Below are 26,383 nucleotides of genomic sequence, written 5' to 3'. Positions count from 1 at the left end.
GGAGCTCTCAGCTCAGCTTCTCGGCGATCGCGGCGTTGAACGCGTCGAGGTCGCCGGGGTTGCGGGAGGTGATGAGATTGCCGTCGACGACTACCTCGGCGTCGGTCCAGTCGGCACCGGCATTGATGAGGTCGGTCTTCGTCGAGATGAAGGAAGTCAGCTTCCGACCCTTCGCCACGTCCGCCTCGGCGAGGATCCACGGTGCGTGGCAGATCGCTGCGACCGGTTTGTCGGCGGCGAAGAACGCCTTGACGAGTTCGACGGCGTTCTCGTCCAGGCGCAGGGCGTCGGCGTTGAGAGTGCCGCCGGGCAGGACGAGGACATCGAAGTCCTCGACCGAGGCCTCGGAGACGGGAGTGTCGACGGTGAAGGTGTCGGCGTGCTCCCAATCGCCTTCCATCGCCTGGAGTGTGCCTTCGGACGGCGAGACGATGACGGTGGTCGCACCGGCCTCGTCGAGGGCGGCGCGGGGGCTGGTCAGTTCGACCTGCTCGACGCCGTTGGTGAGGAGGAATGCGATCTTCTTGTCAGAGATGGCCATTGTGGTGCTCCTTAGCGATTGGCGATTCCAAAGTACGAGCGCCGACCGTGCGCCGGTGCCCATACCCCACTCAACGACACAGATGCCGGACTTGTTCCAAGCGACGCCTTTCACCTTCTGCACCCGGCAGCCCTGGTTCGATTCGGACCCATCTGCCTATTCTGGTGAGGATTTCTCGCGACGGATGTCGAAAAGCACCGTCCGGCTCCGTCCCAGGCATGTCAGCGGGCACATCCCGTGCCGGCGACTCACGACTAAGGAGACGATCATGGCCAAGTACCTCATGCTCAAGCATTACCGGATGCCGAGCGAATACATGGACTACACGCCGATGGACCAGTGGAGCCCCGATGAGGTCGAGGCTCACATCGCATACATGAACGACTTCGCCGATCGGCTCAAGGAGTCCGGCGAGTTCGTCGACGCCCAGGCGCTCTCGCCCGAGGGCACCTTCGTCCAGTCCGGGGGAGCGGGCCGGCCTCCGGTCACCGACGGTCCGTTTCCCGAGACCAAGGACCTCATCGCCGGATGGATGATCATCGACGTCGAATCCTACGATCGCGCGCTCGAACTCGCCGGAGAGCTCTCGGCGGCACCGGGCAGGGGAGGGGAGCCGATCAACGAATGGCTCGAACTGCGTGCTTTCCTCGACCAGGCGCCGACCGTGAGCGACTAGGAACGAGCCGTGGGAACCGTGCCCGACATGGATCCTCTCGCCGAGGCGGGGATGAGAGATCTCGTCCCCGCCGTCATCGGCATCCTCGTCAGCCGCGGAGCGGATTTCGCGGCCGCCGAGGACGCCGTACAGGACGCGCTCGTCGAAGCTCTGCAGACGTGGCCGGCCGATCCGCCCCGTGATCAGCGGGGCTGGCTGGTGACCGTGGCGTGGCGGAAGTTCCTCGACAGCGTGCGCGCCGAGGACTCGCGGAGCAGGCGGGAGGAGCGCGTCGCAGCCTTCGAAACCGCGGAAGATGACGCTGCCGGACACGTGGCGACGGCCGACGACACCCTCGAGCTCTACTTCCTCTGTGCCCATCCGGACCTCAGTCCCTCCTCGGCGGTGGCCCTGACCCTGCGTGCCGTGGGCGGTCTGACGACGAAGCAGATCGCCGAGGCCTATATGGTGCCCGAAGCGACGATGGGGCAGCGGATCAGCCGTGCCAAACGCACCCTCGCCGGTCGGCGCCTCAACCGACCCGGTGACCTGCGCTCAGTCCTCGCCACCCTCTACCTGGTCTTCAACGAAGGTCATTCCGGGGACATCGACCTCGTCGCCGAAGCGATCCGACTCACCAGGAGACTGCGAACGATGACCGCGGATGCCGAGGTGAGCGGACTGCTCGCGCTCATGCTCCTTCACCATGCCCGTCGGGCATCCCGGTTCGACGAGGACGATCGGCTCATCGCCCTCGCCGACCAGGACAGAACCCGCTGGGACACATCCCTCATCGCCGAAGGCGTCGGGATCCTGCAGGCGGCGCTCGCCCGGGACGAGCTCGGCGAATACCAGGCGCAGGCGGCCATCGCCGCCCTTCACGCCGATGCCCGAGGAGTCGAAGACACCGACTGGGTGCAGATCGTCGAATGGTACGACGAGCTCCTCGGGCTGAAGGACACTCCGGTCATCCGCCTCAATCGGGCGGTCGCCGTCGGAGAAGCCGACGGTCCCGCGGCCGGTCTGGCCGAGCTGCGCAGCCTCGAGGACAGCCTGCCGCGATACTTCGCCGTCGAGGCGCACCTGCGTGAACGCGCCGACGAGGCCGAGCGGGCGGCCGCGCTCTATGCCCGGGCCGCCGAGCGGGCGGGCAGTCTGGCCGAGCGCGACCACCTGAACCGGCAGGCCGCGCGGGTGCGGGCCGCACGCAGGCGGCCCGGGGAGCGAGGTTGATCACTCCTGCGGGCATGACGGGGCCGCCGGCTCGGCTCGGCGATTACGATCGGAGGGAGCCTCCGGCTCACCCTCCCGCGATCCCATGTCCGAGACCGAAAGGGGCCGACACCGTTTGAGCCACGTGCAGGAGTTCTTCCGCATCCCACCGGGCGAACGCGACCACATTCCCGCGTTCCGCATCGCTTTGGGAGTGGCCATCCCGCTCCTCGTGCTGCTCGGCGTCGACCGCCTCGACCTCGCCGTCTATGCGGCTTTCGGCGCCTTCACCGGCATCTACGCCCGCTTCGAATCCCCGCGTTCGCGGACCAGGCGACAGGCGATCGCAGCCACCGTCCTCGTCGCCTGCGTCGGCATCGGTGCGCTGCTGGGCACCGCGCACACCTCGATCTGGGTGCTCATCGTCGTCACCTCGCTCGTCTCGGGCGCGGGAGCGGCCACCGCTCTGCGCTTCCGTCTCAAGCCCGGCGGATCGATCTTCTTCATCTTCGCCACCGGGGCGGTCGGCTCGATTCCCAACGGTGCTTCCGTCCCGGTCGCCATGGGAATCGCAGCCGCCTCGGCGCTCGTGAGCATCGGGCTGGGTGCGCTGGCCCACCTCGTCGGTGAGCGCATGCCCACGGGCCAGGAGACCTACGTCAGGGTGGGCCTGTCGCCGGTGGGTAAAGCCGACCTCGCCGCCCATGCCGTCCGCTTCACCATCGCCCCGTGCATCGCCGGGATTGTGGGCACACTGCTCATCGACGTGCTGCCGCTGCTGTCGCACAGCTACTGGGCGATGGTCGCCGCGGTCGCCCCGATCACCCCGCCGAAGCGCTCGATCCGGCTCAAGCGCGGGCTCCACCGCGTGGTCGGCACGCTCGGCGGAGTCGTCGTCACCGCTTTCCTGCTGTCCTTCCCCGCCGAGGCCTGGCAGCTCGTCGTCTGGGTCATCCTGCTCCAGTTCCTCGCCGAGATCTTCGTGCTGCGCAACTATTCCGTGGCACTGCTCTTCATCACTCCGCTGGCTCTGCTGATGACGCAGCTCGGCCATCCGCAGCCTGCAGCGGAGCTGCTGACCTCACGTGCCGTCGAAACCGTCATCGGCGTCATCGTGGGCATGCTCGTCGTCCTCGTCGGCTTCCGCGGGGAGAGGAGAAGACCGGCCGAGGCGGCGTCGTCGCCGAACGTCGATGACGACGACTGAAGCGGATCGGGCGCATCCGCTCAGCTGTTCAGGCCCTCCGGATGGCGGGTGTGGAAGTCCGTGGCCTGCTGGAACGCGTGGCCGGCGGCCAGGACGAGCTGCTCCTTGAAATCACCGGCGACGAACTGGGCGGCCAGAGGCGTCCCGCGGTCGGTGGACCCGGCTGGCAGGGTGAGTGAGGGCATCCCGCAGCTGTCGATCGGGGCGGTGGGCACCGTGACGGCGGTGAACAGCTTCGGATCGGTGGCCAGTTCGGCCATCTGCTCGATCGTCGGCGAACCGACGCCGATTCCCGGCAGCAGCAGAAGATCGACATCGGACATGAGCTCGCGCATCCGGCCGGTGAAGGCACGTCTGGACTCGAGCAGCCGGTGGTAGTCGACGGCGCTGAGGCCGCGTCCGATCTCGATGAGCCCCGACAGGTCCGGACCGTATTCCTCGGCGCGTGCCGGATAGGTGTCCGCATGGACGCCCGCGGTTTCGACACCGCACAGCGCCGTCCACTCGGCTGCCGCCTCAGTCAGACCGGGCGTGGCGACCTCGACGACGCGCCAGCCCAGATCGGTGAGGACCTCGATGGTCGACTCGAGCATCGCATTCGTCGCCTCGTCGAAATGAGTATGGGCGAGTTCCCGGTCGAAGCCGACCAGCGGTGCCCGCTCCAGACTCAGCCGGTTCGAGTAGGAGTGGGTCGCCTCGAGCGAGGAGGTGGGGTCGAGCGGATCGTGACCGGCGATCGCTTCGAGGACGATCGCCGCGTCCCGTGCGCTGCGCGTCATCGGACCGATGTGGTCGAGGCTCGGGGCGAGGCCGAAGATGCCATGCCTGGAGACCCGTCCCCAGGTGGGCTTGAGACCGGTGACGCCGTTGGCGGCCGACGGCAGACGGATCGACCCGCCGGTGTCCGAACCCAGCGAGCCGAAGCACAGCCCGCCGGCAGTGGCGACACCGGATCCGCTCGAGGACACTCCCGACCAGGTGGCTGAGTCCCACGGGTTGACCGGTGTCGGCAGATCCGGGTGGTGGCCGGTGAAGGCGCCTTCGGTCAGGCGCAGTTTGCCGAGGACCACGGCACCGGCCCGACGCAGCCTGGCGACGACGGTGGCATCGGAATCGGGCTGGTAGTCCGCATGGACGGTGGTTCCGGCACCTGTCGGCGCATCGTGGGTGTTCGCGAGATCCTTGACCGCCACGGGCACCCCGTGCAGGTCGCCGAGCCAATCGCCGCGGGCCGAGAGCGCATCGGCCCGATCGGCCTCGGCCAGCGCGGTCTCGGCCATGACCGTCGCGAAGGACTGGAGCGCGGGTTCGAGAGCGTCGATACGAGCGAGCATCGCCTCGGTGACCTCCCGCGAGCTCAGCGCTCGGGTGCGGATGAGATGAGAGATCTCGTGCAGCTGCAGAAAGTGCAGGTCGGTCGGTGTCGCTGTGGTGCTCATCATGCCTCCTCGCATCGGTTTCCACCAGCCTAGCCGATGGTCTCACCAGGGGAGATGAGCGTTTGGGGGTTCAGCCTCCGGCGAGCTCCCGCAGTGCGCGAACGTGCGCTTCGAGCCGCTTCGCCCCTTCTCCGGTGATCGAGACCCAGGTGCGCGGGCGCTTGCCCACATAACCTTTCTTCACCTCGACCATCTCGGTCTTCTCCAAGGCGCTGATATGGCGGGAGAGCACGGAATCGGAGACTCCGAGCGAGTCGCGCAGGAGCTTGAACTCGGCCCGGTCACGGTTCTTCAGGCTCGAGACGATGCCCAGCCGAGTGGGATTGTTCAGGTCCGGCTCCAGCCGCGCCAGGGAATCGCCGAGGTGGGGGATCGGCTCCTCGTCCGTCGAGCTCTTCTTCGGTGTCATCGCAGATGTCCGTTCCTTCGCAGTGACATGCTCGTATCAGCGCCGCAGGGCGAGGAAGGAGAAGACCGGGGCGGCGAACCACAGGAGGCCGGCCGCGACATAGGGCACCGGAGTGGTCGTCGCATAGGAATCGGCGATGATGCCGGCGAGGGTGCCGAGGAGGATGAGCCCCAGCCAGGTGAACAGGACGATGCCCGAACGGCGGCTCCAGCTCAGAGCCTTGACGAGGTAGACGACGAGCGCCGGTCCGAGCCAGGCCAGTCCGGCGAAGAAGACGATGAGCTGGGTGGGTACGTCGTCGATGACGCCGATCGCCACGAGTCCGACCGACAGTCCCGCCGAGAGGACGAAGAACAGCGTCACCAACGGCCATGCGTCGCCGGTTCGCGAGTGCCGCTCGTTCGCCTCGACCTGCGCGAGAAGATCCGCCGCCTGGTCGGGAGTGGGAGTGGTGTCCATGTCAGCTCCTCTGCTCGGGCATCGACCGAGCCGATGCTGCATCGTGAAAGTATTTCCACAATATCAAATACTTTCCAATATGGAAAGTATTTTCTCGCGATTCGCTGCTGGGGGCGGGAGGCCGGGGTGCCTGCGCGTCAGTCCGCCGAGGCGGCCACGGTGGCTGCGAGCTCCGTGGCCCGGGCGAGATGATCTTCGGTGACCTCTCCGGTGAAGACGAGGGGATCGAAGGCCAGGGCCCACCCCAGACCGGTGGTGATCTGCTTCATCGCGGTCTCGGCCCCGGTCGTGTCGTAGCCGCCGTGGATCCAATAGGAGAACGGCCTGCCGGCGGTGGGCTCGCGCACGGCGTAGTAGGTGGTGTCGAAGAAGTGCTTGAGGGCTCCGGAAATGTAGCCGAAGTTCGCGGTCGTGCCCAGCACATAGGCATCGGCGGCGAGCACGTCTTCGACCTCGGCTTCCAATGCGGGCCGCACCGTGACCTCGACCTCGCCGAGCTCGGGCAGCCGCAGCCCCGACAGGGCCGCCTCGGCGATCCGGGCGGTCGCATCGGACGGGGAATGATGAACGAGCAGAACGTTGGCCATGGATCCACCCTAGCGGCGGGGATGCCCGAGGTCAGCCCCCGCGTCTAGGATGGGAGCATGGCCGTCATCTTCGATCCCCTGCGCGGGCGCGTGCGCCCCGTGGCCAGCCATACCGACGAGGAGATCGTCGACGTCCTCACCGGTCGGCACTCCGCAGCGGATTGGGCGGTGCTCACCGGAGCCGGGATGAGCACGGACTCCGGAGTCCCGGACTACCGCGGCCCCGACGCCGCACCGCGGACGCCGATGACCATCCAGACCTTCCTCTCCCACCCCGATCAACGTGCCCGGTACTGGGCGCGTTCGTGGATCGGCTGGCCCCGGATGCGCAGCACGCGCCCGAACGCGGGGCATCTCGGTCTGGCCGAGCTGCCTGTGGCCGGGATCGTCACCCAGAACGTCGACGGGCTGCACCAGTCCGCCGCCGAGGCGGTCGCCGCCGAACGCCCGTCCGGACCCGCCCCGAGTCCCGTCGTCGACCTCCACGGCAGCCTCGACCGGGTGATCTGCCTCGACAACGGCCATCTCATCGACCGCGACTGGATGCAGCGGAGACTGAGCGAACTCAACCCCGACTTCGCCCATGAGGTCGGCATCGACCCCATCGACGTCGAGACCGCGCCCGACGGCGACGTCGAATTCGAGGACACCGCGGGCTTCGTCGTCGCCGACTGCCCCGAATGCGGCGGGATGCTCAAACCCGATGTCGTCTACTTCGGCGACTCGGTTCCGCCGGCCCGGCTGCAGACGGCGAACCGCATCTGTGAGCAGGCCCGGGGCATCGTCGTGCTCGGGTCCTCACTCGCTGTGCTGTCGGGGCTGCGCTTCGTCCGCGCCGCCGCGAAGGCGGGCAAACCCGTCGTCATCGTCACCGACGGTCCCACACGCGCTGACGAACTCGCCGATTTCCGGTCGATCTCCCGCGTGGCCGACTTCGTCACGGCTTGGGCATCCAGGTGAATCCAAGCCGGAGATGGAAGACTGGCGGGCATGAGAGACAATCTGGCCCGCGCCGAACGCCTGCGACTCGTCGACACCGCCCGCCGTGCCGGTGAGGACGCCCCCACCCTGTGCGAGGGGTGGACGACCAGGGATCTCGTCACCCACCTCGTCATCCGCGAACGTCACCCGGCCGCGGCACTGGGCATCTTCATGCCGAAGTTCGACGCTCGGCGTGAGGCGAAGGAGAACGACTACGCCTCGATGCCCTTTGCGCAGCTGCTCGGACTCGTCGCCGCCCCGCCGAAGTGGACCCCCGGTGCCCTTCCGGGCGTCGAGTCGGTGATGAACACGACCGAATTCCTCGTCCACCACGAGGACATTCGACGGGCGGCGCTGGAATGGATTCCCCGGCGCCTGTCGCAGCCGGAGAAAGCGACCGCGTGGACGCAGGCCCGCCTCGCACTCCTGGCCTACGCCGCGAAGGCTGACGGCCCCGTGACGATCTCAGCGCCCGGATTCGCCAGCCGCACGGCGGGGAGGAAGCGCGGCAAGGGCTCGGAGACCACGATCACCGGCGAACCGCTCGAACTCCTCCTGTACCTCATGGGTCGAGAGGAGCACGCACTCGTCGACATCAGCTGAGGCAGAACCGCTGCGGTTCGGGAAAACCTCCACCGGTTCGGGGGATGAGTCCATATCGTGCGACCGGATGGTGTTCCTAGGCTGGTCTCAACAGTCACCGCACAGGAGATCAAGCACCATGAACGCAGCCCCCACCCCGAACCCCGTCACCTATGATCAGCGCGCCGAGGAGGACCCGGGCAAGGTGCTCGGCATCGTCTCGCTCGTGGCGAGCCTGTCGACCTTCCTCGGCTTCAACTTCCTCGGACCCGTCATCGGCATCGTCACCGGTCATATGGCGCGCAGCCGTTCGAAGGCCGCCGGGCGCGCCGACAACGAGATGGGCAAATGGGGCTTCATCCTCGGCATCGTCTTCCTCGCCCTGCTCGTCCTCGGCTGGCTGCTCGGAATCTCCATCGGACTGGCCAGCGGCTTGGCGGCCCTACTGGTCTGAACCGATCGGCCCGCTCATGGCCTCGGCCGGTGCTCAGTAGCCGACCCAGGCTCCCCGCTCCTGATCGAGCACTCGCGGGTGCAGCAGCGTCGACGCCTTCGCCTCGTCGACCGATGCGCGATCGCGGTCGGGTGGGAACGTCGTCGAGGCGGCGAGGACCTCGTCGGTGGCGAACCGGAGGTCGTCGGGAGCGTCCTGAGGCAGCCCCACCTCGGGCCCGGGGCCGGCGAGGTCGGCGAGGAAGTACCCCCAGTCCCCGAAGCTGGGGACGTCGACGTGGTAGGCCGTGGTCGACAGCCCCGCCTCGGCGACGGCCTGACCGATGCCCCAATAGGCTTCGGGGGCGAAGAACGGAGACCCGGCCTGGACGACGAGGCGGGCCTCGGACGACATCACCTGCCGGATGAGTCCGTAGAACTCGATGCTGTAGAGCTTCGAGGTCGCGACATCATCGGGGTCGGGAAGATCGGCGATGACCGCGTCATAGCGGGGATGCTCGGCGTCTCGCAGCCAGGTGAAGGCATCGGCGGCGATGGTGTGCACGCGCGGATCGTCGAGGGAGTCCCCGTTGAAATCGGTGAAGTGCTCCGAGGAACGGGCCAGCTCGAGGACGGCCGGATCGAGGTCGACGAGAGTGACCGATTCGACGTCGGGATACTTCAGGATCTCACGCACGGCCAGGCCGTCCCCGCCGCCGAGGACGAGCACCTTTCGGCGCGGACCGTTCATCAGCGGATGCACGAGGCTCTCGTGGTAGCGGTACTCGTCGACCGAGGCGAACTGCAGATCACCGTTGAGATACAGGCGGGTGTCGCCGGTCTTCGGAGCCTCGGTCAGGACGATCTCCTGATAGTCCGAACGCTGCGAGTGCACGATGGGATCGCGGTAGAGGCGCTGACGGGTCGTGACCTCGATATCGTCGGTGAAGACCCAGACGACGGTGAGCCCGCCGACGATGAGGACGAGCAGGGCTGCCAGCAGCGCCTGGGAGGTGCGGGCGAGCTCGGTGCGGAAGAGCCAGAGGACGATGAGGACCCCGACGACGGTGTTCGTCATGCCAACTGCCAGGGCCCCGCGCGGCAGACCGAGCAGAGGCAGCAGGAGGAACGGGAAGGCCAGACCGCCGATCAGACCGCCCACATAGTCGGCGGCGAAGAGATCGGCCACGGCGCTCGAGGCCTTCTGCGCCCGGATCCGCTGGACGAGCTCCATGAGCAGCGGGATCTCTGCACCGATGAGTGCGCCGATGACGAAGGCCATCGCCACCATCGCGACCGTGTACACATCGGCGAAGGCGAATGCGAGGTACAGGAGGATGACGGACAGACCGCCGATGACGCCCAGGGCCGCCTCGATGAGGGCGAAGGAGACGGCCGCGAACTCGGTCAGGCGCTTCGTCGCGAGCGAACCGATGCCCATGGCGAAGACCATGACGGCCAGGACGATGGAGGCCTGGACGATGGTGTCGCCGAGCAGATAGGAACCGAGGGCCACGAGCGCGAGCTCGTAGACCATGCCGCAGCTCGCGCAGATGAAGACGGCGAGGAGAACGAAGAACCGGGCCGGGCCCGGCTTCATCGGCAGGGCGATCGGGCGTGCCGCCTCGGCGGTGCTCAAAGGAGGGCCGCGGCCATGATGCCCGCGATGCCCAGATGGGCGGTGGCGTTGACCCAGACCTCGGGGTGCATCTGTGAGGAATTGATGATGTCGCCGGTCTTGCCCGGGGTGAGCAGTCCGATGAGCAGGAAGCTCACGCCCATGAGGATGATGCCGAGGATGCCGAAGACGAGGGTCGACAGGATCCCTGCGGTCAGGTCATCGGAGCTTGCTCGGATGGCGGCGATGACGATGATCGCCACCCCGGCCAGATCAGAGGCGACGAGGACCGCGGCATTGCGTGACTTCTGCTCCCACAGGATGACATGGAGCTTGCCCGGGGTGAGCAGGTCGACGACGAAGTAGCCGATGACCATGAGGAGGAGGCCGCAGCCCGCATAGGAGAGTACGACTCCGGTCTCGTAGAGGAGGTAACTGAGGAGCATGTCTGCCTTTCGCTGTGCCTATTTTCCGGTGCCTGGCCCGCCGCCGCGGAAGCCTGAGCCGTCGCCGTAGTTCGAGCCGGAGCCGCCGAGGAACGGAATGAAGAAGAATCCGCCTCCGGACCGGGACGTGTCGCAGCCGACGTAGTCGTAGCTGCTGCCGTTCTTCTCGTAATCGCCCTTGCCGGGATTCGAGACGTACTGGCCGTTCGAGAGGTCGTAGTCACCGCAGTTCGCCGCCGCGGACGAACCGCAGCCGCGGAAGACGTTGCCGAGGACGATGAGGACGATGACGATTCCGATGATCGTTCCGCAGCCGATGCGCCGCGGCTTCCGCCCCGAGCCGCCCGAGCCGGGGCGCTGCGGGCCGCCCGGCCGCTGCGGGCCGTTGTTCTCTCGGTCGAAGTCGAAGGAGCCTCCGCCCATCGAGACGTTCGGTCCCTGACTCATACCGCCCATCTCAATTCGCTGCTGCTGTGCACGATCTCCTCATGCTGGGGATAGCAGTGCCAGGACTGCCAGCCGATCCTGCCGGGTTCAGCCCTCGTGAGCGCGAGCGCGGTCAGCGCTCCCGCCTGTCCGGGGAACGCGACCCAGAGGTGGTTCTCAGCGGTGACGGCCAGGTTCTCACCGGTGGCGAGCACCTCGGCGGCGGCTGTCGGGAAATCTCCGTGCACGGTCGTCCGGGTCGCGGTGAAGCGATGTTGAGTGAAACCGGCCCACTGCCCGTGACGGACCGACTCCCGGCCCCAGTCCGGACAGGCCGAATCGCGGGCATCCTCGCCGAAGCAGGCGAACGTCTCGATGAGCGCATCGCTGTTCGCCTCGCGCAGGATCACCTGATGGGAGGAGCCGATGACAGTCAGCTCGAGCGCGAGGGGTGCCGGAGTCTTCGTGCGGGAGGGCACGTCGATGACGCGGGTGGCCAGCGGGGCGATCCGGTCATGGGCGAGACTGAAGCGCAGCGCCTCGGAGCTGGTGTCGGTGAAGGCGACGTCGAGGGGGCGGGGGAGCGTGCGCATCAGCTGCCGGAGTAGATCGTGAAGGAGCCCACCGGCACCGATTCGCCCGTGCTCACTTCCCAGCGTCCGTGGTCGAAGCGTTCGAAGGAGAGCTGACGGCCGTCGCCGGATTGATAGTCGACATAGTCGACCCCGCCCTTCTCGTTGAGTCCCGTGGTGCCTTCGGACCGGTAGGAGGCGGTGCCGTGTTCGACCAGCTCATAGTCGGTGCCGTCGATGGTGATCGTCCGCGCCTTCGGTTCGATGTCGAGGTCGGGCCGGTCCCGCCAGCGCGCGATCTGCACGTCCGGATCGCGTTCGACGCTCAGCCACATGCGGGTCGCCGAGGAGTCAGCTTGGAAGAAGTGTTCGGCCCAGTCGTAGCCGCCCTCGGAGATGCGCAGAGTGCCGCGGACGAAGAACTTCTCGTTGCCGAACTCGAGGAGGTCTCCGGCCTTGATCGATTCGGGATCCCCGCCGGTGTTCTGCTCCGCGGCGAACGGGTCGCGCGGCGCCGCAGGAGCGTCGGACCGTGCCCGGCGTGCCTTGGCCGAACGGGCGAGGACGATCGCCACGGTGATGAGGACGACGATGACGAAGACGAGGACGACGATGATGACTTCTGAGGGCACGAGAGCCTGCTTCGGTTCGGTGGCCGGGTTGGTCCAGCACCACTGTAGTCGACCCGGCCCTCCAGGGCGGTCATCGCGGGTCCGTGCCGGGATCTCCCTCCGGATCTTCGGGGGCCGGGCGCTGCGGATCGGCGGGATCCTCCTCGGCGTGGGGGTCGTGTTTGGGCAGGCGGGAGCCGATATGGGTGCCCGGTCGGGTCATCACCCGGTAGACGAGGAGCGCTCCGAGGCTGAAGACGGCGATGATGCAGAAGGTGAGGAAGATGACCGCGCCGAGTCCGGGTTCCATCATTTCGCCATTCGTCGTCGGTCGAAGTAGTTTGCGAACCGGGCCCTGAAGGAGCCCATGCCGATCGAACCGCCCACGCGCACGAGGGGCCGTCTGCCGGCGGGCACCGCGTTGACCGCGGACCTCACGTTGCCCCAGGTCTTCGAGAGCTGATCGACGTTGACGCCCCAGTCTTCGGGGATGACGACGATGACCGAACCCATGCCTGCGACGATCTCGACCTCGATGACCTCGAGGTCGGTGTCGACCTCGAGGAAGTTGAGTTCGATGTTCGACATCGACGGTTCGCAGCGGATGTGCGGCGGCACCGCCCATCGGGCCCGCCGGTTCTCCGATTCCCAGCCGGCCCTGATGACGAGCGGGTCGAAACGGTCCCAACCGGTGACAGGGTGCGCGCGTCCACGGGCGGCGGTGATCGCCGAGGCGGGGCGGAATCTGTCGGAGGGCAGCTCGGTGACGAGATCGGAGAGCACCTCGTCGAGGTCGGCGGGGAACTTCGCGGCCTGGACCTGCTCCATCCGTTCGTCGAGCTCGGAGACCGTGATCCTGCCGTCGCCGGCGGCCTCGCGCAGAATCTCGATGGCATCGTCGCGTTCCTTGTGACCGATGCGGAAGGTCTTCGCGGGATCGTTCTGTTCGGGATCGGGGGTGGCGTGGCTCATGATTCCTATCGTGCCCGATCGGCTGGTGGGCGACAACGGCGGGACGCTCGCGCTGGGGGGCAGCGGGTGCGGCAGACGCTGGGACCGCGCCCGTATCTCGTGTCAGCCGTTGGCATTAGGCTAGGGGACGTGTCCACCGCACTGTACAGAAGATACCGCCCAGAAACCTTCGACGAGGTCATCGGTCAAGAGCATGTGACCGATCCGCTGAAGGCCGCCATCGAGCGCGGCCGCATCAACCATGCCTACCTCTTCTCCGGTCCGCGCGGGTGCGGAAAGACCACCTCGGCGCGGATCCTGGCCAGGTGCCTCAACTGTGAGCAGGGCCCGACCCCGGTGCCCTGCGGCGAATGCCCGAGCTGTCGCGATCTGGCCAACGGCGGACCGGGCTCGCTCGACGTCGTCGAGATCGACGCGGCCAGCCACAACGGCGTCGATGACGCCCGCGACCTGCGTGAACGTGCCATCTACGCGCCGGCACGCGATCGGTACAAGGTCTTCATCCTCGATGAGGCGCACATGGTCACCTCACAGGGATTCAACGCTCTGCTCAAGATCGTCGAAGAACCGCCGCCGCACATCAAGTTCGTCTTCGCCACGACCGAGCCGGAGAAGGTCATCGGCACGATCCGCTCGCGGACCCATCACTATCCCTTCCGGCTGGTGCCGCCCGAGGCGCTGAACAGCTATCTCGACGACCTGTGCAACCGCGAGGGCGTGCAGGTGGCCAAGGGAGTGCTGCCACTGGTCGTGCGTGCCGGTGGAGGATCCGTGCGCGACACCCTGTCGGTGCTCGACCAGCTCATCGCCGGTTCCGGTCCCGACGGAGTCGACTACGGTCGGGCCATCGCGCTGCTCGGCTACACCCCGGACTCTCTGCTGTCCGATATCGTCGACGCTTTCTCCGCCGGTGACGGAGCCGGGGTCTTCCGCGCTGTGGAGCGGGTCATCGAGTCCGGTCAGGACCCCAGACGGTTCGTCGAGGATCTGCTTGAGCGCTTCCGCGACCTCATCGTCATCAACGCCGCCCCCGAAGCCGCGCACGCCTTCCTGCCCGAAGTGCCGCCGGACCGCTTGGAGCGTCTGACCCTGCAGGCCAACGGCTTCGGTCAGGGCGAGCTCTCACGTGCGGCCGATCTGCTCAACGTCGGCCTGACAGAGATGTCGGGAGCGACCTCGCCGAGGCTGCAGCTCGAACTCATCTGCGCACGCATTCTGCTGCCTGGTTCGGGACGCAGCCGCGATGCCGTCCTCAGCCGGGTCGAGCGGATGGAGCGTCGCATCGGGATGTCGGCCACGGGCGCGGCCGCGAATCTGCCGCCCGCACAGGCGCAGGATCCCGGTCAGGCATCGACGCAGGGCCAGGCGCCGACGCAGGGCCAGGCGGCCGCGCAGGCGCCGGAGTCCGCTCACGGGCAGACGCAGGCGCCCGAGAGTGCTTCCCAAGCCAGCGGGACGCCGCAGAATGCGGCATCCCGGACGAACCAGCCCCCGGTTGCGGCGGGCTACGACGACTTCGACGACATCGCGGCCATGGCCGTCGCCGCCGAGTCGATGCTCAACTCCCCGGCCGAGTCGGCTCAGCCTTCGGAATCCGAAGAGCCGGCGCCGGCCGAGCAAGCGCCCGAGTCCGCCCCTGCACCGGAATCGGGCGACCAGCAGCCAGGATCCTCACGTCCGAACGAACCGCAGCGTACCGCGGAACCGCAGCATACCGCGGAACCGCAGCATACTGCGCAACCGCAGCGGGATGTGCCCGAACAGGCCGCCTCCGCACCCGAGTCGGCAGCGGCGCCTGAGGCCACCTCGGTGGCGGGATCAGGCGACATCGGCGGAGAGATCGAAGCGATCCGTCGCGCCTGGCCGAGCATTCTCGCCGCCGTGGAGAAGCGCAGCCGTCTCACGCGTGCGATCATCGCGGCCAACGCGATCCCGCAGTCGTTCTCCGATGGCGTGGTCTACCTCGGCTTCAACAACTCCGGCTCCGTGCAGGGGTTCCAGCAGCGCGATCACGCGGCCAAGCTGGCCGCCGCGATCAGCGACGTCCTCGGCATCCAGGCACGCATCGACATCGGCGACGTCGGCCGCATCGGCGGCGGAGGACAGGCCCGAAGCGGCACTCATCAGGGCAAGGGCGCCTCGAACCCGCCCGCGAACGACACCGGAGGCAATCGCGGTCCGGCTCCCAGTCAGCGCCGGCCGAGCCCGCAGGAGGTCGCGGCGGTCGTCGGCACCCGGGAGGTCGACAAGCCGCAGGTCGACCACGAGAAGTTCTGGGAGCCGAGCGGGCCGACGCAGGGCCCCTGGTCCTCCGACGACGAGGAGGGAGACCAGCCGGGGCCACTCAGCGAACCGACCTCTGAACCCAGCCGTCTCGACGCGACCGAGAAGCCCGGCCCCGAGCCGGCCCCCGCGGGCCCGGAGCCGGCTTCCGTAGACCCGGCCGACACCGGTGACTCCGAGGCCGGATCTCCCGCGAACCTCGTACCCGATCTCTCCGATGACGATTTCTTCGGGCCGCCTGTCGACCAGGAGACCGGATCGGACGATGACCATGGGGGTTCCGGGCCGTCCGTTCCCCCCGCGCCCGGCCTTGACGGTTCTTCCCCTGACTCCGGCCCCTCTGACGCCGGCGGCCGACCGGCGGGCGCCCCGTCCGACAACCGGGGTTCCTTCGACGGGCATTCGCCGATGGAGTACGTCGAGCCGCGGTGGGATGAGCCGACCTGGCACGACGGGCCCGGACCGGGGCAGCAGGACGCCGCCTCCGATTTCGATGCGACGAGCGCCGGCAGCGGTGCTGTCGACGTCGGTGCCGTCGTCGTCCCTCCACCTGACGACGACATCGACTCCCCTGATCTCGGGGACGCCGGAAGCGTCGGGGGAGCGGCCGCTGCACCCCCGGTCCAGACGGTTCCGCAGGTCCAGTCCGCTCAGCCGGCGACGAATCATGCGAATGAGGCGAAACCGTTCAAGTCCCGCTTCGCCGCGCTCGCGGAGAAGCACGGCGTCCATACCGCCCCAGCGGGCGGAGCCGGTTTCGGTTCCGCTCCGTCGACGGACGCCGCTGACGATGCGGGGCCGCACCCCGCCTCGGCGCCCGATGCGGACGTCCACCCGCAGAACACGGGCTCGGACGAGGACGAGTATGATCCGGAGACGGACCTCGACGTCTCCGAGGCGCCGCAGATCGGAGTCGACGTGATCGCGCGGGTCCTCGGCGGCGAAATCATCGACGAAAGAGAAGTATGAGCGCTGTATACGAAGGTGCCCTCCAGGACTTGGTCGAAGAGTTCGGCAAGCTTCCGGGCATCGGGCCGAAGTCGGCGCAGCGTCTTGCCTTCCATATCCTGCAGACCGACGCCCAGGACGTCAGCGCTCTCGCGCAGGCCCTCACCGACGTCAAGAAGCGAGTGCGGTTCTGCGAAATCTGCGGGAACGTGTCCGAAGAGGCCGAATGCACCGTCTGTCAGGACCCGCGCCGCGACCGAGCGATGATCTGCGTGGTCGAGGAGCCCAAGGACGTCGTGGCCATCGAGCGCACCCGCGAATACCGCGGCCTCTACCATGTCCTCGGCGGAGCGATCGACCCGATGGCCGGAGTCGGCCCGGACAACCTGCGCATCAAGGAACTCATGACCCGTCTGCAGGACGGTGAGGTCAAAGAGACCGTCATCGCCACCGATCCCAATCTCGAAGGCGAGGCCACCGCCACCTATCTCGTGCGTCTGCTCGGATCGCTCGGTGTGACCGTGACCCGCCTTGCCTCGGGCCTTCCCGTCGGCGGCGACCTCGAATACGCCGACGAGGTCACCTTGGGCCGAGCCTTCTCGGGCCGACGCGAAATCGACTGAGACGAAGCACGTCGGCATCTCTCCGGCGGATCTCTCAGCAGCCTCCGACAGCCGGGTCGCCGACCTCCGCGCGGCCAGCATCGGCGGCGGTTCGGCGGGGCCGGCCGGTGGGGACGCAGGGGCGTCGGACGAGGGTCTGAATGATGGGCGAAGGTGAACCGAGATGACCTACCTCATACAATGGTCGAGGTGCCGGGAGCCCGACACGGCTGAAATCCTGATCGATGCAGCACGAGACCTCCATGTTTGGAACCATGGAATCGATCACCTGGCACGGAACTTATCAGCGATAAGGAAGATACTGCAGTGAGCATAGTCGTCCAGAAGTTCGGTGGGTCCTCGGTAGCCGATGCGGAATCGGTCAAACGGGTGGCCAAACGAATTGTCGAGTACCGTCAAGCCGGCCACGAGGTTGTCGTCGTGGTGTCGGCCATGGGTGACAGTACCGATGATCTCATCGACTTGGCCCAACAGGTTTCCCCCATGCCCCCCGCCCGCGAACTCGACATGCTGCTGACCGCCGGTGAGCGCATCTCGATGGCGGTCCTGGCCATGGCGATCGCCAACCTCGGGTTCGAAGCCCAGTCATTCACCGGTTCACAGGCCGGAGTCATCACCGATGAGCAGTTCGGCAAGGCCCGCATCATCGACGTCACGCCCGGCCGGATCCGTTCGTCCCTCGACGAGGGATATGTCGCCATCGTCGCGGGTTTCCAGGGAGTCAGCCAGACCGCGAAGAACATCACCACGCTCGGCCGCGGCGGCTCCGACACCACGGCCGTTGCGCTTGCCGCCTCCCTCGATGCCGATGTCTGCGAGATCTACACGGACGTCGACGGCGTCTTCACCGCCGACCCGCGCATCGTGCCCTCGGCACGCAAAATCGACGAGATCGGCTATGAGGAGATGATGGAGATGGCCGCCTCGGGCGCCAAGGTCCTCATGCTCCGCTGTGTCGAATATGCGCGCCGCTACAACGTGCCGGTGCATGTGCGGTCCTCATTCTCTCGCAAGCAAGGAACCTGGGTGACGGATTCACCCATCCCCGAAGCCTTCCGACAGGGTCGGGGAAAGTCGACCCCGGCAGCGGAATCAGAAACGGAGTCCACCATGGAACAGGCAATCATTTCCGGCGTCGCCCATGACCGCTCGGAAGCCAAGGTCACGATCGTCGGCGTTCCCGATGTCCCCGGCAAGGCTGCGGAGATCTTCAACACTCTGGCCCGGCAAGAGGCCAACATCGACATGATCGTCCAGAACATCTCCACCCGTGAGCCGGGCAAAACGGACATCTCCTTCACCCTGCCCATGGCCGACGGAGCCAAAGCGCTGGAAGCCCTCGACGCAGTGAAGACCCAGATCGGCTTCGATCAGGTCCGCTACGACGACCAGATCGGCAAGCTCTCCGTCGTCGGAGCCGGAATGCGCTCCCACCCGGGCGTCACGGCCACTCTGTTCGAGGCCCTCAGCGACGCACAGGTCAACATCGACATGATCTCCACCTCGGAGATCCGCATCAGCGTCGTCACCCGAGCAGACCTGCTCGACGACGCGGTCCGTGCCGCCCACGCCGCCTACGGACTCAACAGCGAAGACAACGAAGCAGTGGTGTACGGAGGTACCGGACGATGAGCGTGAATATCGGAGTAGTCGGAGCGACCGGCCAGGTCGGAGGCGTCATGCTCGACCTCCTGGCAGACGATCCAGGGTTCGAGATCGGCACCCTGAGGCTGTTCGCCTCGGCCCGTTCGGCCGGGAGCACCATCGACTTCAAGGGACAGTCCATCACCGTCGAAGACGCCGCGGAGGCGGATCCGAGCGGACTCGACATCGCGCTGTTCTCCGCCGGCGGGGCGACCTCGAAGGCGCAGGCCGAGCGATTCGCCGCGGCCGGGGTCGTCGTCGTCGACAACTCCTCGGCCTGGCGTTCGGACCCAGAGGTCCCGCTCGTCGTCAGCGAGGTCAACCCCGAGGCACTCGACGCGGTGGCCAAGGGCATCATCGCGAACCCGAACTGCACGACCATGGCCGCCATGCCCGTGCTCAAGGCCCTCCACGCCGAGGCCGGTCTGCGCCGTCTCACGGTGGCCACCTACCAGGCCGTATCCGGCTCGGGCCTGTCCGGCGTCGAAGAGCTCGCCGGTCAGCTCGAGGCAGGCATCGCCGATGCCCGGAAGCTCACCCGCGACGGCTCGGCAGTGTCCCTGCCGGAGCCGGACAACTACGTCGAACCGATCGCGTTCAACGTCCTGCCCATGGCCGGGGCGGTCGTCGACGACGGACAGAACGAAACCGATGAAGAGCAGAAGCTGCGCAACGAGAGCCGGAAGATCCTCGGACTGCCCGAGCTCCTGGTCGCCGGCACCTGCGTGCGCGTGCCTGTGTTCACCGGGCACAGTCTGAGCATCCACGCCGAATTCGATTCCGACATCACCCCCGAGCGCGCGACCGAGGTGCTCGGTGAGGCTCCCGGCGTCGTCCTCGACGAGGTGCCGACCCCGCTCAAGGCGGCGGGCCGGGACGCCAGCTTCGTCGGCCGTATCCGCGCCGATCAGTCAGCACCTGCCGGCAAGGGCCTCGTCCTCTTCGTCGCCAACGACAATCTGCGCAAGGGCGCGGCACTGAACACTGTGCAGATCGCCGCGCTGCTGGCTGCGAAGATCGAAGCACAGGCAGCCTGACGGTCACCTGCCGAACCGCCCGGGAGGGTCCTCCCGGGCGGTTCGTCGTCTCGCGACGCGGGCAACCGGCGTCGCTCAAGGCTTCGCTCGAATCCAACCCCGAGGAACGTTTCGGTTCTGCTCGCAGCCTTGATCGAGGTGGTGGGAGCCGCCGACAAAACATAAAAGCGTCGCTATATATAAATATTTATATTAGTGACGGGCGGCCGTTCTGAGTATCGTCGACGGTGTCGAACGCTCATCGTTGCCCTGAAAGGCCCGTCATGACATCTTCCCGAATCGCTTTCACCACCGGAGCCGTCGCCGCTGCGACGACTCTGGTCCTCAGCGGCTGCGGGAGTGGGGGCGCGGGTTCCGAATCGGGGGACCTGAGAGTGGTGACCTCGACGAATGTCTACGCCGACATCGTCTCCCACGTCGCAGGCGACCTCGCCGAGGTGACCGCGATCATCGATGATCCGAATCAGGATCCGCATTCCTACGAGGCGACGACGCAGGATCGCCTCAAACTGTCGAAGGCCGATCTCGTCGTCGAGAACGGCGGCGGATACGACTCGTTCATGACCACGATGCTCGAGGCCTCAGGCGCCGACATCGACACCATCGACACGGTCGCGATCTCCGGTCTGCCCGGCTCCGGCGAGCTCGGCAGCGAACCCCACGAGCACCGCCAGGGCCAGGACGGGGACGATGCCCACGGCGGCGGACATGCACACGACCACGAGGAACACGACCATGCGGGCCACGACCATGGATCGTTCAATGAACACCTCTGGTACTCGGTGCCCACGATGACGAAGCTCGTCGACGAAGCAGCGACCCACCTCGGCGAGGCTCTGCCCGAGGGCAAGGACGAATTCCTCGCGAACGCGAAGGAGTACAAGGGCGAGCTGGGCCGGCTCCAACAGGACATCGATGCGGTGAAAGAGGACCACGGTGGGGAGAAGGTCGCCGCGACCGAACCGGTGCCGCTGTGGCTGTTCGCCGACATGGGACTGGAGAACATCACCTCCGAGGATTTCCTCGCCGCCGTCGAAGAGGGCAACGACGTGCCGCCGCTGGTGCTCAAGGAGGCGGAGAAGCAGATCTCCGACGGTGAGGCCGTGCTGCTTGGATACAATACTCAGGCGGCCGGCCCCCAAGCCGAGCAGCTGAAGTCCACGGCCGGGAAATCCGATGTTCCGGTCATCGACCTCGCCGAGACCATGCCCGCGGGTGAGAACTACACGGACTGGATGGGCGCCCACATCACCGACATCGCCACCGCACTCGAAGGGCACAGGCACTGACAATGGCCAAGGAATCCGAAGTCTCCGCTCCGACAGCGCCCCGACAGCCGGTGATCCGTCTGCGCGATGCCGAGCTGCGGTTCGGTTCTCGCGTGCTCTGGCACGACCTCGACCTCGACGTCGCCCCGGGCGAGTTCGTCGCTGTGCTCGGTCCCAACGGCACCGGCAAGACCTCTCTGCTCAAGGTGCTGCTCGGGCAGAACACCCTGTCGGCCGGCACTGCCGAAATCAACGGATCGACGGTGCATTCGGGAAATCCGGCCATCGGCTACATTCCGCAGCAGCGCGGGATCGACCCGCACACCCCGATGCGCGGCCGCGATCTCGTGGGGATGGGCATCGACGGCCACAAGTGGGGGATGGGTCTGTTCTCCCGGGGGCGGCGGAAGAAGGTCGACGAGCTGCTCGCCGCCGTCGGCGCCGCCGATTACGCGCATGCGCCGGCGGGAACCGTCTCCGGGGGCGAGCTGCAGAGGCTGCGGGTGGCCCAGTCGCTGGCCAACGATCCCTCGGTCCTGCTGTGCGATGAGCCGCTGCTGTCTCTCGACATGCACCACCAGAAGGTCGTCGCAGCACTCCTGCACGAGCAGAGGGTCAAGCGCGACACCGCCGTCGTCTTCGTCACCCACGAGATCAATCCGATCCTTCCCTACGTCGACCGGGTCCTCTACATCGTCGGCGGTCATTTCCTCGTCGGCACCCCCGCCGAGGTGATGACCACCGAGTCCCTGTCTCGTCTCTACGGCTCCCCGGTCGAGGTGGTCCGGGTCGGAGGCCGTCTCGTCGTCGTCGGCGGCGAGGAGGAGTGCGTCGACCACCATCACCTCCACGATGAGGACCTCGCACCGGAAGGGGCGGTGAGCCGATGAGCGCAGGAGAGATCTTCGCCAACCTCTTCACCTTCGAAGACTACGGGGAATTGGTCACGCTGCTGGCCAACTCGCTCATCGCTGCTGCTCTGCTCGGTGTCGTCGGGGGCCTCATCAGCGTCTTCGTCATGGCTCGCGACATCCCCTTCGCCGTCCACGGGGTCTCCGAACTCTCCTTCGCCGGAGCCGCGCTCGCCCTGCTGATCGGCTTCGACGTCGTGGCCGGGTCGATCATCGGCTCGATCGTGGCCGCGCTCATCATCGGCGTCGGCGGGGCCAAGGCCTCGGAGAAGAACGCCATCATCGGTGTGCTCATGCCCTTCGGCCTGGGGCTGGCGATCCTCTTCCTCGCCCTCTACGACGGTCGGGCGGCGAGCAAGTTCGGACTGCTCACCGGCCAGATCGTCGCGATCACACCCGCCCAGATCCTCACCCTCATCATCTGCGCCTTCGCCGTGCTCATCGTCCTCGCCGTCGTGTGGCGGCCGCTGATGTTCTCCAGCCTCGACCCTGAGGTGGCCAGGGCCAAAGGCGTGCCGGTCTCAGCGCTCACCATCGTCTTCATGCTCACCCTCGGACTGGCCGTGGCGCTGAGCGTGCAGGTCGTCGGGGTCCTGCTCGTCCTCGCTCTGCTCATCACCCCGGCCGCAGCGGCCACGCAGCTCTCCGCCTCTCCGGTGTGGGTGCCGGTGCTCAGCGTGATCTTCGCCGTCACCGCCTCGGTCGGGGGCATCCTCATCGCCCTCGGCTCACCTGCGGTGCCGATCAGCCCCTTCGTCACAACGATCTCCTTCCTCATCTACCTCGTCTGCCGGCTCGTCGGGGGCCGTCGGATGAAGTCGCTCGACCGTCGCCGCGCCGCCCGCGCCGCCGCCGAGCACAGTGCCTCCCTCACTGCTGCCTGACCGCGGCCCTGATGCCCCAGGCGGGTGGAACAGCCGTCGTCCGGCGGCAGAGAGGGGAGCGGATAGAGTAGGGGGAATGAAGAAGCGTGCACTCCTCGCCGGCGCGCTCGCCGCACCCGCGGCCGCCGGCATCTGGGGTGCGGTCATCGAACCGCATCTCTTCGCCATCCGTCGCCATACCCTTCCGGTCCTGCCGACCGGTGCCGCACCCATCCGAGTCCTCCACGTCGCCGATCTGCACCTGGCGCCCTGGCAGAAGCACCGAGCCGCATGGGTCAAGGCCCTGACCCGACTCGAACCCGACCTCGTCGTCAACACCGGTGACAATCTCTCTGCCGATATCGTGCCGGCCGTACTTGATGTATTCGACGATCTCCTCGACGTTCCCGGTGTCTTCGTCCTCGGGTCCAACGACTTCTTCTCCCCGCAGGCGAAGAACCCGGCGAAGTATCTGCGCTCTCCTTCTCAGGTCAAGCACCGCGTCGCCCCCGACCTCGACGTCAAGGCTCTCATCCGCGGGTTCGAGGGTGTGACCGCCGACTCGGCTGCGACCGGGCGGGGCTGGCATTTCCTCGACAACGCCGAGGCGACTCTGACGATCAAGGGCACCCGCATCGACTTCTGCGGGCTCGGCGATGCCCATATCGACCGCGATGGCATCCGTTGGAGCGCCGGCACTCCCGGCCGGGGACGCCTCGACTACCCCCGATTCGACGCCGAGGCGGGTCTCAGGGTGGGCGTGACCCACGCTCCCTATTCGCGGACATTGGAAGCGTTCGCCTCTGCGGGGGCGGACCTCGTCATGGCCGGGCACACGCACGGCGGACAGATCCGGGTGCCGTTCTGGGGCGCCCCGGTGACGAACTGTGATCTCGACCGGACACGCGCGAGAGGCGTCTTTCCGTATCGCCGCACCCTCGTCGAGATCTCGGCAGGCCTGGGCTTCTCTCCCTACTCACCTGTGCGTTTCTCCTGCCGGCCCGAGGTCAGCCTGCTGACTCTCGCGCCCCGACCCCAGCCGTTCAGCGGTTTCTGAAAGTCTGCACAGCGCGAATTCGTTAAACTGGCTCTCATGGTGTCTCCTGAGTCAAATCCCACTCCGACGAAAATGGGCGCGTTCATGCAGTTCGTGGCCGTCAGCGCGGTCGCGGGAATCGTCGCGGCCGGCCTGGCCATTCCCGGAGTCGGCGTAGCCACAGCCAGCGCGAACAGTGCGGTCGAGATCTTCGACTCGCTTCCCGCCACCCTGGAGGTCAAGGACCTCGGCGAGAAGTCGACGATGCTTGCTTCCGATGGTTCCGAGATCGCGGAATTCTACTGGCAGAATCGCGTCGAGGTTCCTCTCGACGAGATCTCCGAGAACATGCAGAACGCGACGATCGCCGTCGAGGACTACCGGTACTTCGAACACGGCGGAGTCGACATCGAGGGCATCGCGCGTGCGGCGGTGCACAATATGGTGTCCTCGACGACTCAGGGCGGGTCGACGCTGACCCAGCAGTACGTGAAGAACGTGCTGGCGGAGAACGCTCACGCCGAAGAGGACGCCGAAGGCGTCGAGGCGGCGAAGGAATCCGACGGCGTCGAAGGCTATGCCCGTAAGCTGCGCGAGGCCAAACTCGCGGTGGCGGTTGAGAAGAAGTATGACAAGAAGGAAATCCTCAACCGCTATATGAACATCAACAACTACTCGGGTTCGCCGAATGTGTACGGCGTCGAAGCCGCCGCCTACCGTTACTGGGGCATCCACGCCAAGGACCTCAACATCCAGCAGTCGGCGATGCTCGCAGGAATCGTGCAGAACCCCTCGGCGTTCAACCCGCAGCGGTTCCCCGACCAGGTGCTCAAACGCCGCAACACCGTGCTCGGACAGATGCTCAAGTACGGCCACATCACGCAGAAGGAATACGACAAGGCGGTCAAGACCGACCTCGATCTCGACCTGCATGAGACACCGAACGGCTGTACGGCGGCGAAGAGCAATGCGGAGTTCTTCTGCAACTATGTTCAGAACGTCATCATGAATGACGAGACCTTCGGGGACACGGCCGACGAGCGACTCGCCTTCCTCCAGCGGGGAGGTCTGACGATCAAGACCAGCCTCAATCCCGACATCCAGAAGATCGCGGACAAAGAAGTCAAGAAGCGCGTGCCCGTCGGGGACCCCTCAGGAGCCGGCCACGCGCTGGTCACCATCGAACCCGGCACCGGTGAGGTCATCGCAATGGCCGAGAACCGGGAGTACACGGCCGGCGAGGTCAAGAAGAAGGACAAGAACAAGAAGACCTCGATCAACTACACCGTCGACCGCAAGCACAACGGCGGCGGCGGATTCCAGGTCGGCTCGACGTGGAAGCCCTTCGTCTTGGCCACATGGCTCAAGGAAGGCAAGAGCCTCAACACCACGGTCAACGCCACGAAACGCAACTTCCCGGCCAGCTCCTGGAAGTACGAGGGCTGTCCGAACATGGGCGGAGACTGGCACCCGAACAATGCCGGCGACGGTCAGGGCAAGGGATCGATGACCGCGCTCGAAGCGACGAAGAATTCGGTGAACACCGGTTACGCAGCCATGGGCAACCAGCTGAACATGTGCGAGATCATGGAAACAGCGATGGACCTGGGCATCCGCTACGGCAACGGGGAGAGGCTCGACCACGCGGACAAGTCGGGCTTCATCCAGGCTCTGTCGCCCTCGTCGATCCTCGGCACGACGGAGACCACGCCGATCGCCATGGCCGCCGCGTTCGCGACCTTCGCGAACGAAGGCGAGTTCTGCGGACCGAAGCCCATCACCGAGATCAAGGACCGCAACGGCAAGAAGCTCGATCTCCCGGGTGAGGGCTGCAAGCGAGTCCTCGACAAGGACGTCGCCAAGGGCGTCGCCTACGCTCTGACGCAGACATTCAACGGCGGTACGACCTCCGGTCTGGGCATCGGCGTACCTGCGGGTGCGAAGACCGGTACGACGAACTTCGACGTCGGTCATACCTGGCTGCTCGGCTTCACGAAGACCCTGTCCACGGCGGTCTGGACCGGTGACCCGTCGGGCACCCGGGACTGGCGCTATGAGGGGGCAGGTGCCGTCAGCGGTCACGTCTACGGTGCCACGATCTCCGGTAAGACCTGGCAGGCCTATATGCGGCAGGCGGTCAAGGAGACCAAGGGCAACACCGGGTTCCCGAAGCCCAGCAGCAAGTACTTCAAGGGAGGCGGATCCGGAGGCGGCGGTTCCTCGACCAGCGGTCGCAGCAACAACGGCGGCGGTGGCGGCCACGGCGGCGGTGGCGGAAGCCACGGCAACGGCGGCGGCAACGGCGGCGGAAGCCACGGCAACGGCGGTGGAAACGGCGGCGACGGCGGCGGTGGAAACGGCGGCGACGGCGGTGACGGCGGCGGCAGCGATGAGGCGCCCGGCCTCGGCGGCAACTGAGCCGACCAGCTGAGGGCATCGGCCGACTGCGGCAGACCGTCACTTCAGAAAGGCGGGGAGGAACACGGGTCCTCCCCGCCTTCGGTCATTTCGCACGCTGTCCCGTCTCTCGGCGGAAATGCCGACCCGCCTCGGACTGAGCTAGTCTGGGGTCGGAACCGCGTCGTTGCCCGAGTCAGGGAAGTGCCTGGCAGAATCGGGCC

The 26,383-nt window shown here is 66.9% G+C and carries 27 protein-coding genes; 15 read left to right on the top strand and 12 right to left on the bottom strand.

Features of this window, described 5'->3' with window-relative positions:
- Nucleotides 1–7 precede the first annotated feature (7 nt).
- Nucleotides 8–541, bottom strand: coding sequence for a type 1 glutamine amidotransferase domain-containing protein (locus IIE29_RS12130; RefSeq protein WP_209325544.1), 534 nt, complete (start codon nucleotides 539–541; stop codon nucleotides 8–10).
- Between the two features lie 268 nt (nucleotides 542–809).
- On the opposite strand from IIE29_RS12130, the gene IIE29_RS12125 reads away from it, so the two are divergent.
- The 3 genes from IIE29_RS12125 (at nucleotide 810) to IIE29_RS12115 (ending at nucleotide 3,615) form a co-directional block, all read left to right on the top strand.
- Nucleotides 810–1,217 carry a YciI family protein gene (locus tag IIE29_RS12125; protein WP_209325543.1) on the top strand — a complete coding sequence of 136 codons (408 nt, stop codon included), beginning with the start codon at nucleotides 810–812 and terminating at the stop codon, nucleotides 1,215–1,217.
- Nucleotides 1,218–1,244: 27 nt separating this feature from the next.
- Nucleotides 1,245–2,429 carry an RNA polymerase sigma factor gene (locus IIE29_RS12120; protein ID WP_209325726.1) on the top strand — a complete coding sequence of 395 codons (1,185 nt, stop codon included), beginning with the start codon at nucleotides 1,245–1,247 and terminating at the stop codon, nucleotides 2,427–2,429.
- A gap of 124 nt (nucleotides 2,430–2,553) precedes the next feature.
- Nucleotides 2,554–3,615, top strand: coding sequence for an FUSC family protein (locus IIE29_RS12115; RefSeq protein WP_343071901.1), 1,062 nt, complete (start codon nucleotides 2,554–2,556; stop codon nucleotides 3,613–3,615).
- 20 nt (nucleotides 3,616–3,635) lie between these two features.
- On the opposite strand, the gene IIE29_RS12110 is transcribed toward IIE29_RS12115, so the two are convergent.
- From IIE29_RS12110 to IIE29_RS12095, 4 genes are all read right to left on the bottom strand, one after another.
- On the bottom strand, nucleotides 3,636–5,054 hold the full coding sequence (locus IIE29_RS12110) for an amidase (protein ID WP_246475929.1): 1,419 nt from the start codon (nucleotides 5,052–5,054) through the stop codon (nucleotides 3,636–3,638).
- Between the two features lie 70 nt (nucleotides 5,055–5,124).
- The gene (locus IIE29_RS12105) at nucleotides 5,125–5,463 is read right to left on the bottom strand and encodes a winged helix-turn-helix domain-containing protein (RefSeq protein WP_209325540.1); all 339 of its coding nucleotides are present in this window, start codon (nucleotides 5,461–5,463) and stop codon (nucleotides 5,125–5,127) included.
- Between the two features lie 36 nt (nucleotides 5,464–5,499).
- Nucleotides 5,500–5,922 (bottom strand): hypothetical protein, encoded by a 423-nt coding sequence (locus IIE29_RS12100; protein WP_209325539.1) that lies wholly within the window; start codon nucleotides 5,920–5,922, stop codon nucleotides 5,500–5,502.
- 137 nt (nucleotides 5,923–6,059) lie between these two features.
- Nucleotides 6,060–6,509 carry a flavodoxin family protein gene (locus IIE29_RS12095; RefSeq protein ID WP_209325538.1) on the bottom strand — a complete coding sequence of 150 codons (450 nt, stop codon included), beginning with the start codon at nucleotides 6,507–6,509 and terminating at the stop codon, nucleotides 6,060–6,062.
- A 57-nt stretch (nucleotides 6,510–6,566) separates the two neighbouring features.
- Here IIE29_RS12095 and IIE29_RS12090 point away from each other — a divergent pair, with 57 nt between their 5' ends.
- The 3 genes from IIE29_RS12090 (at nucleotide 6,567) to IIE29_RS12080 (ending at nucleotide 8,526) form a co-directional block, all read left to right on the top strand.
- Nucleotides 6,567–7,469, top strand: coding sequence for a Sir2 family NAD-dependent protein deacetylase (locus tag IIE29_RS12090; RefSeq protein ID WP_209325537.1), 903 nt, complete (start codon nucleotides 6,567–6,569; stop codon nucleotides 7,467–7,469).
- A gap of 30 nt (nucleotides 7,470–7,499) precedes the next feature.
- On the top strand, nucleotides 7,500–8,093 hold the full coding sequence (locus IIE29_RS12085; RefSeq protein ID WP_209325536.1) for a TIGR03085 family metal-binding protein: 594 nt from the start codon (nucleotides 7,500–7,502) through the stop codon (nucleotides 8,091–8,093).
- Between the two features lie 118 nt (nucleotides 8,094–8,211).
- The gene (locus tag IIE29_RS12080; RefSeq protein WP_209325535.1) at nucleotides 8,212–8,526 is read left to right on the top strand and encodes a DUF4190 domain-containing protein; all 315 of its coding nucleotides are present in this window, start codon (nucleotides 8,212–8,214) and stop codon (nucleotides 8,524–8,526) included.
- Between the two features lie 33 nt (nucleotides 8,527–8,559).
- On the opposite strand, the gene IIE29_RS12075 is transcribed toward IIE29_RS12080, so the two are convergent.
- From IIE29_RS12075 to IIE29_RS12045, 7 genes are all read right to left on the bottom strand, one after another.
- Nucleotides 8,560–10,143 (bottom strand): polyamine aminopropyltransferase, encoded by a 1,584-nt coding sequence (locus tag IIE29_RS12075; protein ID WP_246475928.1) that lies wholly within the window; start codon nucleotides 10,141–10,143, stop codon nucleotides 8,560–8,562.
- Nucleotides 10,140–10,568, bottom strand: coding sequence for a DUF350 domain-containing protein (locus tag IIE29_RS12070; RefSeq protein WP_209325534.1), 429 nt, complete (start codon nucleotides 10,566–10,568; stop codon nucleotides 10,140–10,142). The genes IIE29_RS12075 and IIE29_RS12070 overlap by 4 nt, the downstream gene beginning before the upstream one ends.
- A gap of 18 nt (nucleotides 10,569–10,586) precedes the next feature.
- Nucleotides 10,587–11,015, bottom strand: a complete 429-nt coding sequence (locus IIE29_RS12065) for a hypothetical protein (RefSeq protein ID WP_209325533.1) — start codon at nucleotides 11,013–11,015, stop codon at nucleotides 10,587–10,589.
- The gene (locus IIE29_RS12060) at nucleotides 11,012–11,587 is read right to left on the bottom strand and encodes a DUF2617 family protein (RefSeq protein WP_209325532.1); all 576 of its coding nucleotides are present in this window, start codon (nucleotides 11,585–11,587) and stop codon (nucleotides 11,012–11,014) included. Before IIE29_RS12060 ends, IIE29_RS12065 begins: the two co-directional genes overlap by 4 nt.
- Nucleotides 11,587–12,198, bottom strand: a complete 612-nt coding sequence (locus IIE29_RS16900) for a DUF4178 domain-containing protein (RefSeq protein ID WP_209325531.1) — start codon at nucleotides 12,196–12,198, stop codon at nucleotides 11,587–11,589. Before IIE29_RS16900 ends, IIE29_RS12060 begins: the two co-directional genes overlap by 1 nt.
- A 70-nt stretch (nucleotides 12,199–12,268) precedes the next feature.
- Nucleotides 12,269–12,490: a hypothetical protein gene (locus IIE29_RS12050; RefSeq protein ID WP_209325530.1), complete on the bottom strand. Its 222-nt coding sequence runs from the start codon at nucleotides 12,488–12,490 to the stop codon at nucleotides 12,269–12,271.
- Nucleotides 12,487–13,149 (bottom strand): DUF1707 SHOCT-like domain-containing protein, encoded by a 663-nt coding sequence (locus tag IIE29_RS12045; protein WP_209325529.1) that lies wholly within the window; start codon nucleotides 13,147–13,149, stop codon nucleotides 12,487–12,489. Before IIE29_RS12045 ends, IIE29_RS12050 begins: the two co-directional genes overlap by 4 nt.
- Before the next feature lie 129 nt (nucleotides 13,150–13,278).
- On the opposite strand from IIE29_RS12045, the gene IIE29_RS12040 reads away from it, so the two are divergent.
- The 9 genes from IIE29_RS12040 to IIE29_RS12000 all read left to right on the top strand — a co-directional run bounded on the left by IIE29_RS12040 (nucleotide 13,279) and on the right by IIE29_RS12000 (nucleotide 26,180).
- Nucleotides 13,279–16,401, top strand: coding sequence for a DNA polymerase III subunit gamma and tau (locus IIE29_RS12040; protein ID WP_209325528.1), 3,123 nt, complete (start codon nucleotides 13,279–13,281; stop codon nucleotides 16,399–16,401).
- Nucleotides 16,398–17,003 carry a recombination mediator RecR gene (gene recR / locus IIE29_RS12035; RefSeq protein WP_209325527.1) on the top strand — a complete coding sequence of 202 codons (606 nt, stop codon included), beginning with the start codon at nucleotides 16,398–16,400 and terminating at the stop codon, nucleotides 17,001–17,003. Before IIE29_RS12040 ends, recR begins: the two co-directional genes overlap by 4 nt.
- Nucleotides 17,004–17,309: 306 nt before the next feature.
- Complete coding sequence (locus IIE29_RS12030; protein WP_209325526.1) at nucleotides 17,310–18,635, top strand: aspartate kinase; 1,326 nt, start codon at nucleotides 17,310–17,312, stop codon at nucleotides 18,633–18,635.
- Nucleotides 18,632–19,684: an aspartate-semialdehyde dehydrogenase gene (locus tag IIE29_RS12025; RefSeq protein ID WP_209325525.1), complete on the top strand. Its 1,053-nt coding sequence runs from the start codon at nucleotides 18,632–18,634 to the stop codon at nucleotides 19,682–19,684. Before IIE29_RS12030 ends, IIE29_RS12025 begins: the two co-directional genes overlap by 4 nt.
- 263 nt (nucleotides 19,685–19,947) lie before the next feature.
- Entirely contained in the window at nucleotides 19,948–20,973 is a 1,026-nt protein-coding gene (locus IIE29_RS12020; RefSeq protein ID WP_209325524.1) for a metal ABC transporter solute-binding protein, Zn/Mn family, read from the top strand.
- 2 nt (nucleotides 20,974–20,975) lie between these two features.
- Nucleotides 20,976–21,842 carry a metal ABC transporter ATP-binding protein gene (locus IIE29_RS12015; protein ID WP_209325523.1) on the top strand — a complete coding sequence of 289 codons (867 nt, stop codon included), beginning with the start codon at nucleotides 20,976–20,978 and terminating at the stop codon, nucleotides 21,840–21,842.
- A complete protein-coding gene (locus IIE29_RS12010) occupies nucleotides 21,839–22,747 on the top strand; it encodes a metal ABC transporter permease (protein ID WP_209325522.1) in 909 nt (302 codons plus the stop codon). The genes IIE29_RS12015 and IIE29_RS12010 overlap by 4 nt, the downstream gene beginning before the upstream one ends.
- A 76-nt stretch (nucleotides 22,748–22,823) precedes the next feature.
- Nucleotides 22,824–23,783, top strand: a complete 960-nt coding sequence (locus tag IIE29_RS12005) for a metallophosphoesterase (protein ID WP_209325521.1) — start codon at nucleotides 22,824–22,826, stop codon at nucleotides 23,781–23,783.
- A gap of 36 nt (nucleotides 23,784–23,819) precedes the next feature.
- Nucleotides 23,820–26,180, top strand: a complete 2,361-nt coding sequence (locus IIE29_RS12000) for a transglycosylase domain-containing protein (protein ID WP_209325520.1) — start codon at nucleotides 23,820–23,822, stop codon at nucleotides 26,178–26,180.
- Nucleotides 26,181–26,383 lie beyond the last annotated feature (203 nt).

The organism is Brevibacterium renqingii, from assembly GCF_017808095.1.
GTDB classification, from domain to species: Bacteria; Actinomycetota; Actinomycetes; order Actinomycetales; family Brevibacteriaceae; genus Brevibacterium; species Brevibacterium renqingii.
The sequence above is the reverse complement of the archived record's forward strand: the minus strand, read 5'-3'. Positions and strand labels throughout refer to the sequence as shown.

Bases quoted from the DNA above. Each gene is read 5' to 3' on its own strand.
- IIE29_RS12015 (WP_209325523.1), top strand. From the start codon at position 20,976: ATGGCCAAGGAATCCGAAGTCTCCGCTCCGACAGCGCCCCGACAGCCG.
- IIE29_RS12020 (WP_209325524.1), top strand. From the start codon at position 19,948: ATGACATCTTCCCGAATCGCTTTCACCACCGGAGCCGTCGCCGCTGCG.
- IIE29_RS12100 (WP_209325539.1), bottom strand. From the start codon at position 5,922: ATGGACACCACTCCCACTCCCGACCAGGCGGCGGATCTTCTCGCGCAG.
- IIE29_RS12085 (WP_209325536.1), top strand. From the start codon at position 7,500: ATGAGAGACAATCTGGCCCGCGCCGAACGCCTGCGACTCGTCGACACC.
- IIE29_RS12000 (WP_209325520.1), top strand. From the start codon at position 23,820: ATGGTGTCTCCTGAGTCAAATCCCACTCCGACGAAAATGGGCGCGTTC.
- IIE29_RS12065 (WP_209325533.1), bottom strand. From the start codon at position 11,015: ATGAGTCAGGGACCGAACGTCTCGATGGGCGGAGGCTCCTTCGACTTC.
- IIE29_RS12045 (WP_209325529.1), bottom strand. From the start codon at position 13,149: ATGAGCCACGCCACCCCCGATCCCGAACAGAACGATCCCGCGAAGACC.
- IIE29_RS12090 (WP_209325537.1), top strand. From the start codon at position 6,567: ATGGCCGTCATCTTCGATCCCCTGCGCGGGCGCGTGCGCCCCGTGGCC.
- IIE29_RS12105 (WP_209325540.1), bottom strand. From the start codon at position 5,463: ATGACACCGAAGAAGAGCTCGACGGACGAGGAGCCGATCCCCCACCTC.
- IIE29_RS12060 (WP_209325532.1), bottom strand. From the start codon at position 11,587: ATGCGCACGCTCCCCCGCCCCCTCGACGTCGCCTTCACCGACACCAGC.
- IIE29_RS12095 (WP_209325538.1), bottom strand. From the start codon at position 6,509: ATGGCCAACGTTCTGCTCGTTCATCATTCCCCGTCCGATGCGACCGCC.
- IIE29_RS12125 (WP_209325543.1), top strand. From the start codon at position 810: ATGGCCAAGTACCTCATGCTCAAGCATTACCGGATGCCGAGCGAATAC.
- IIE29_RS12120 (WP_209325726.1), top strand. From the start codon at position 1,245: ATGGATCCTCTCGCCGAGGCGGGGATGAGAGATCTCGTCCCCGCCGTC.
- IIE29_RS12025 (WP_209325525.1), top strand. From the start codon at position 18,632: ATGAGCGTGAATATCGGAGTAGTCGGAGCGACCGGCCAGGTCGGAGGC.
- IIE29_RS12080 (WP_209325535.1), top strand. From the start codon at position 8,212: ATGAACGCAGCCCCCACCCCGAACCCCGTCACCTATGATCAGCGCGCC.
- IIE29_RS12050 (WP_209325530.1), bottom strand. From the start codon at position 12,490: ATGATGGAACCCGGACTCGGCGCGGTCATCTTCCTCACCTTCTGCATC.
- recR (WP_209325527.1), top strand. From the start codon at position 16,398: ATGAGCGCTGTATACGAAGGTGCCCTCCAGGACTTGGTCGAAGAGTTC.
- IIE29_RS12130 (WP_209325544.1), bottom strand. From the start codon at position 541: ATGGCCATCTCTGACAAGAAGATCGCATTCCTCCTCACCAACGGCGTC.
- IIE29_RS12010 (WP_209325522.1), top strand. From the start codon at position 21,839: ATGAGCGCAGGAGAGATCTTCGCCAACCTCTTCACCTTCGAAGACTAC.
- IIE29_RS12070 (WP_209325534.1), bottom strand. From the start codon at position 10,568: ATGCTCCTCAGTTACCTCCTCTACGAGACCGGAGTCGTACTCTCCTAT.
- IIE29_RS12005 (WP_209325521.1), top strand. From the start codon at position 22,824: ATGAAGAAGCGTGCACTCCTCGCCGGCGCGCTCGCCGCACCCGCGGCC.
- IIE29_RS12110 (WP_246475929.1), bottom strand. From the start codon at position 5,054: ATGAGCACCACAGCGACACCGACCGACCTGCACTTTCTGCAGCTGCAC.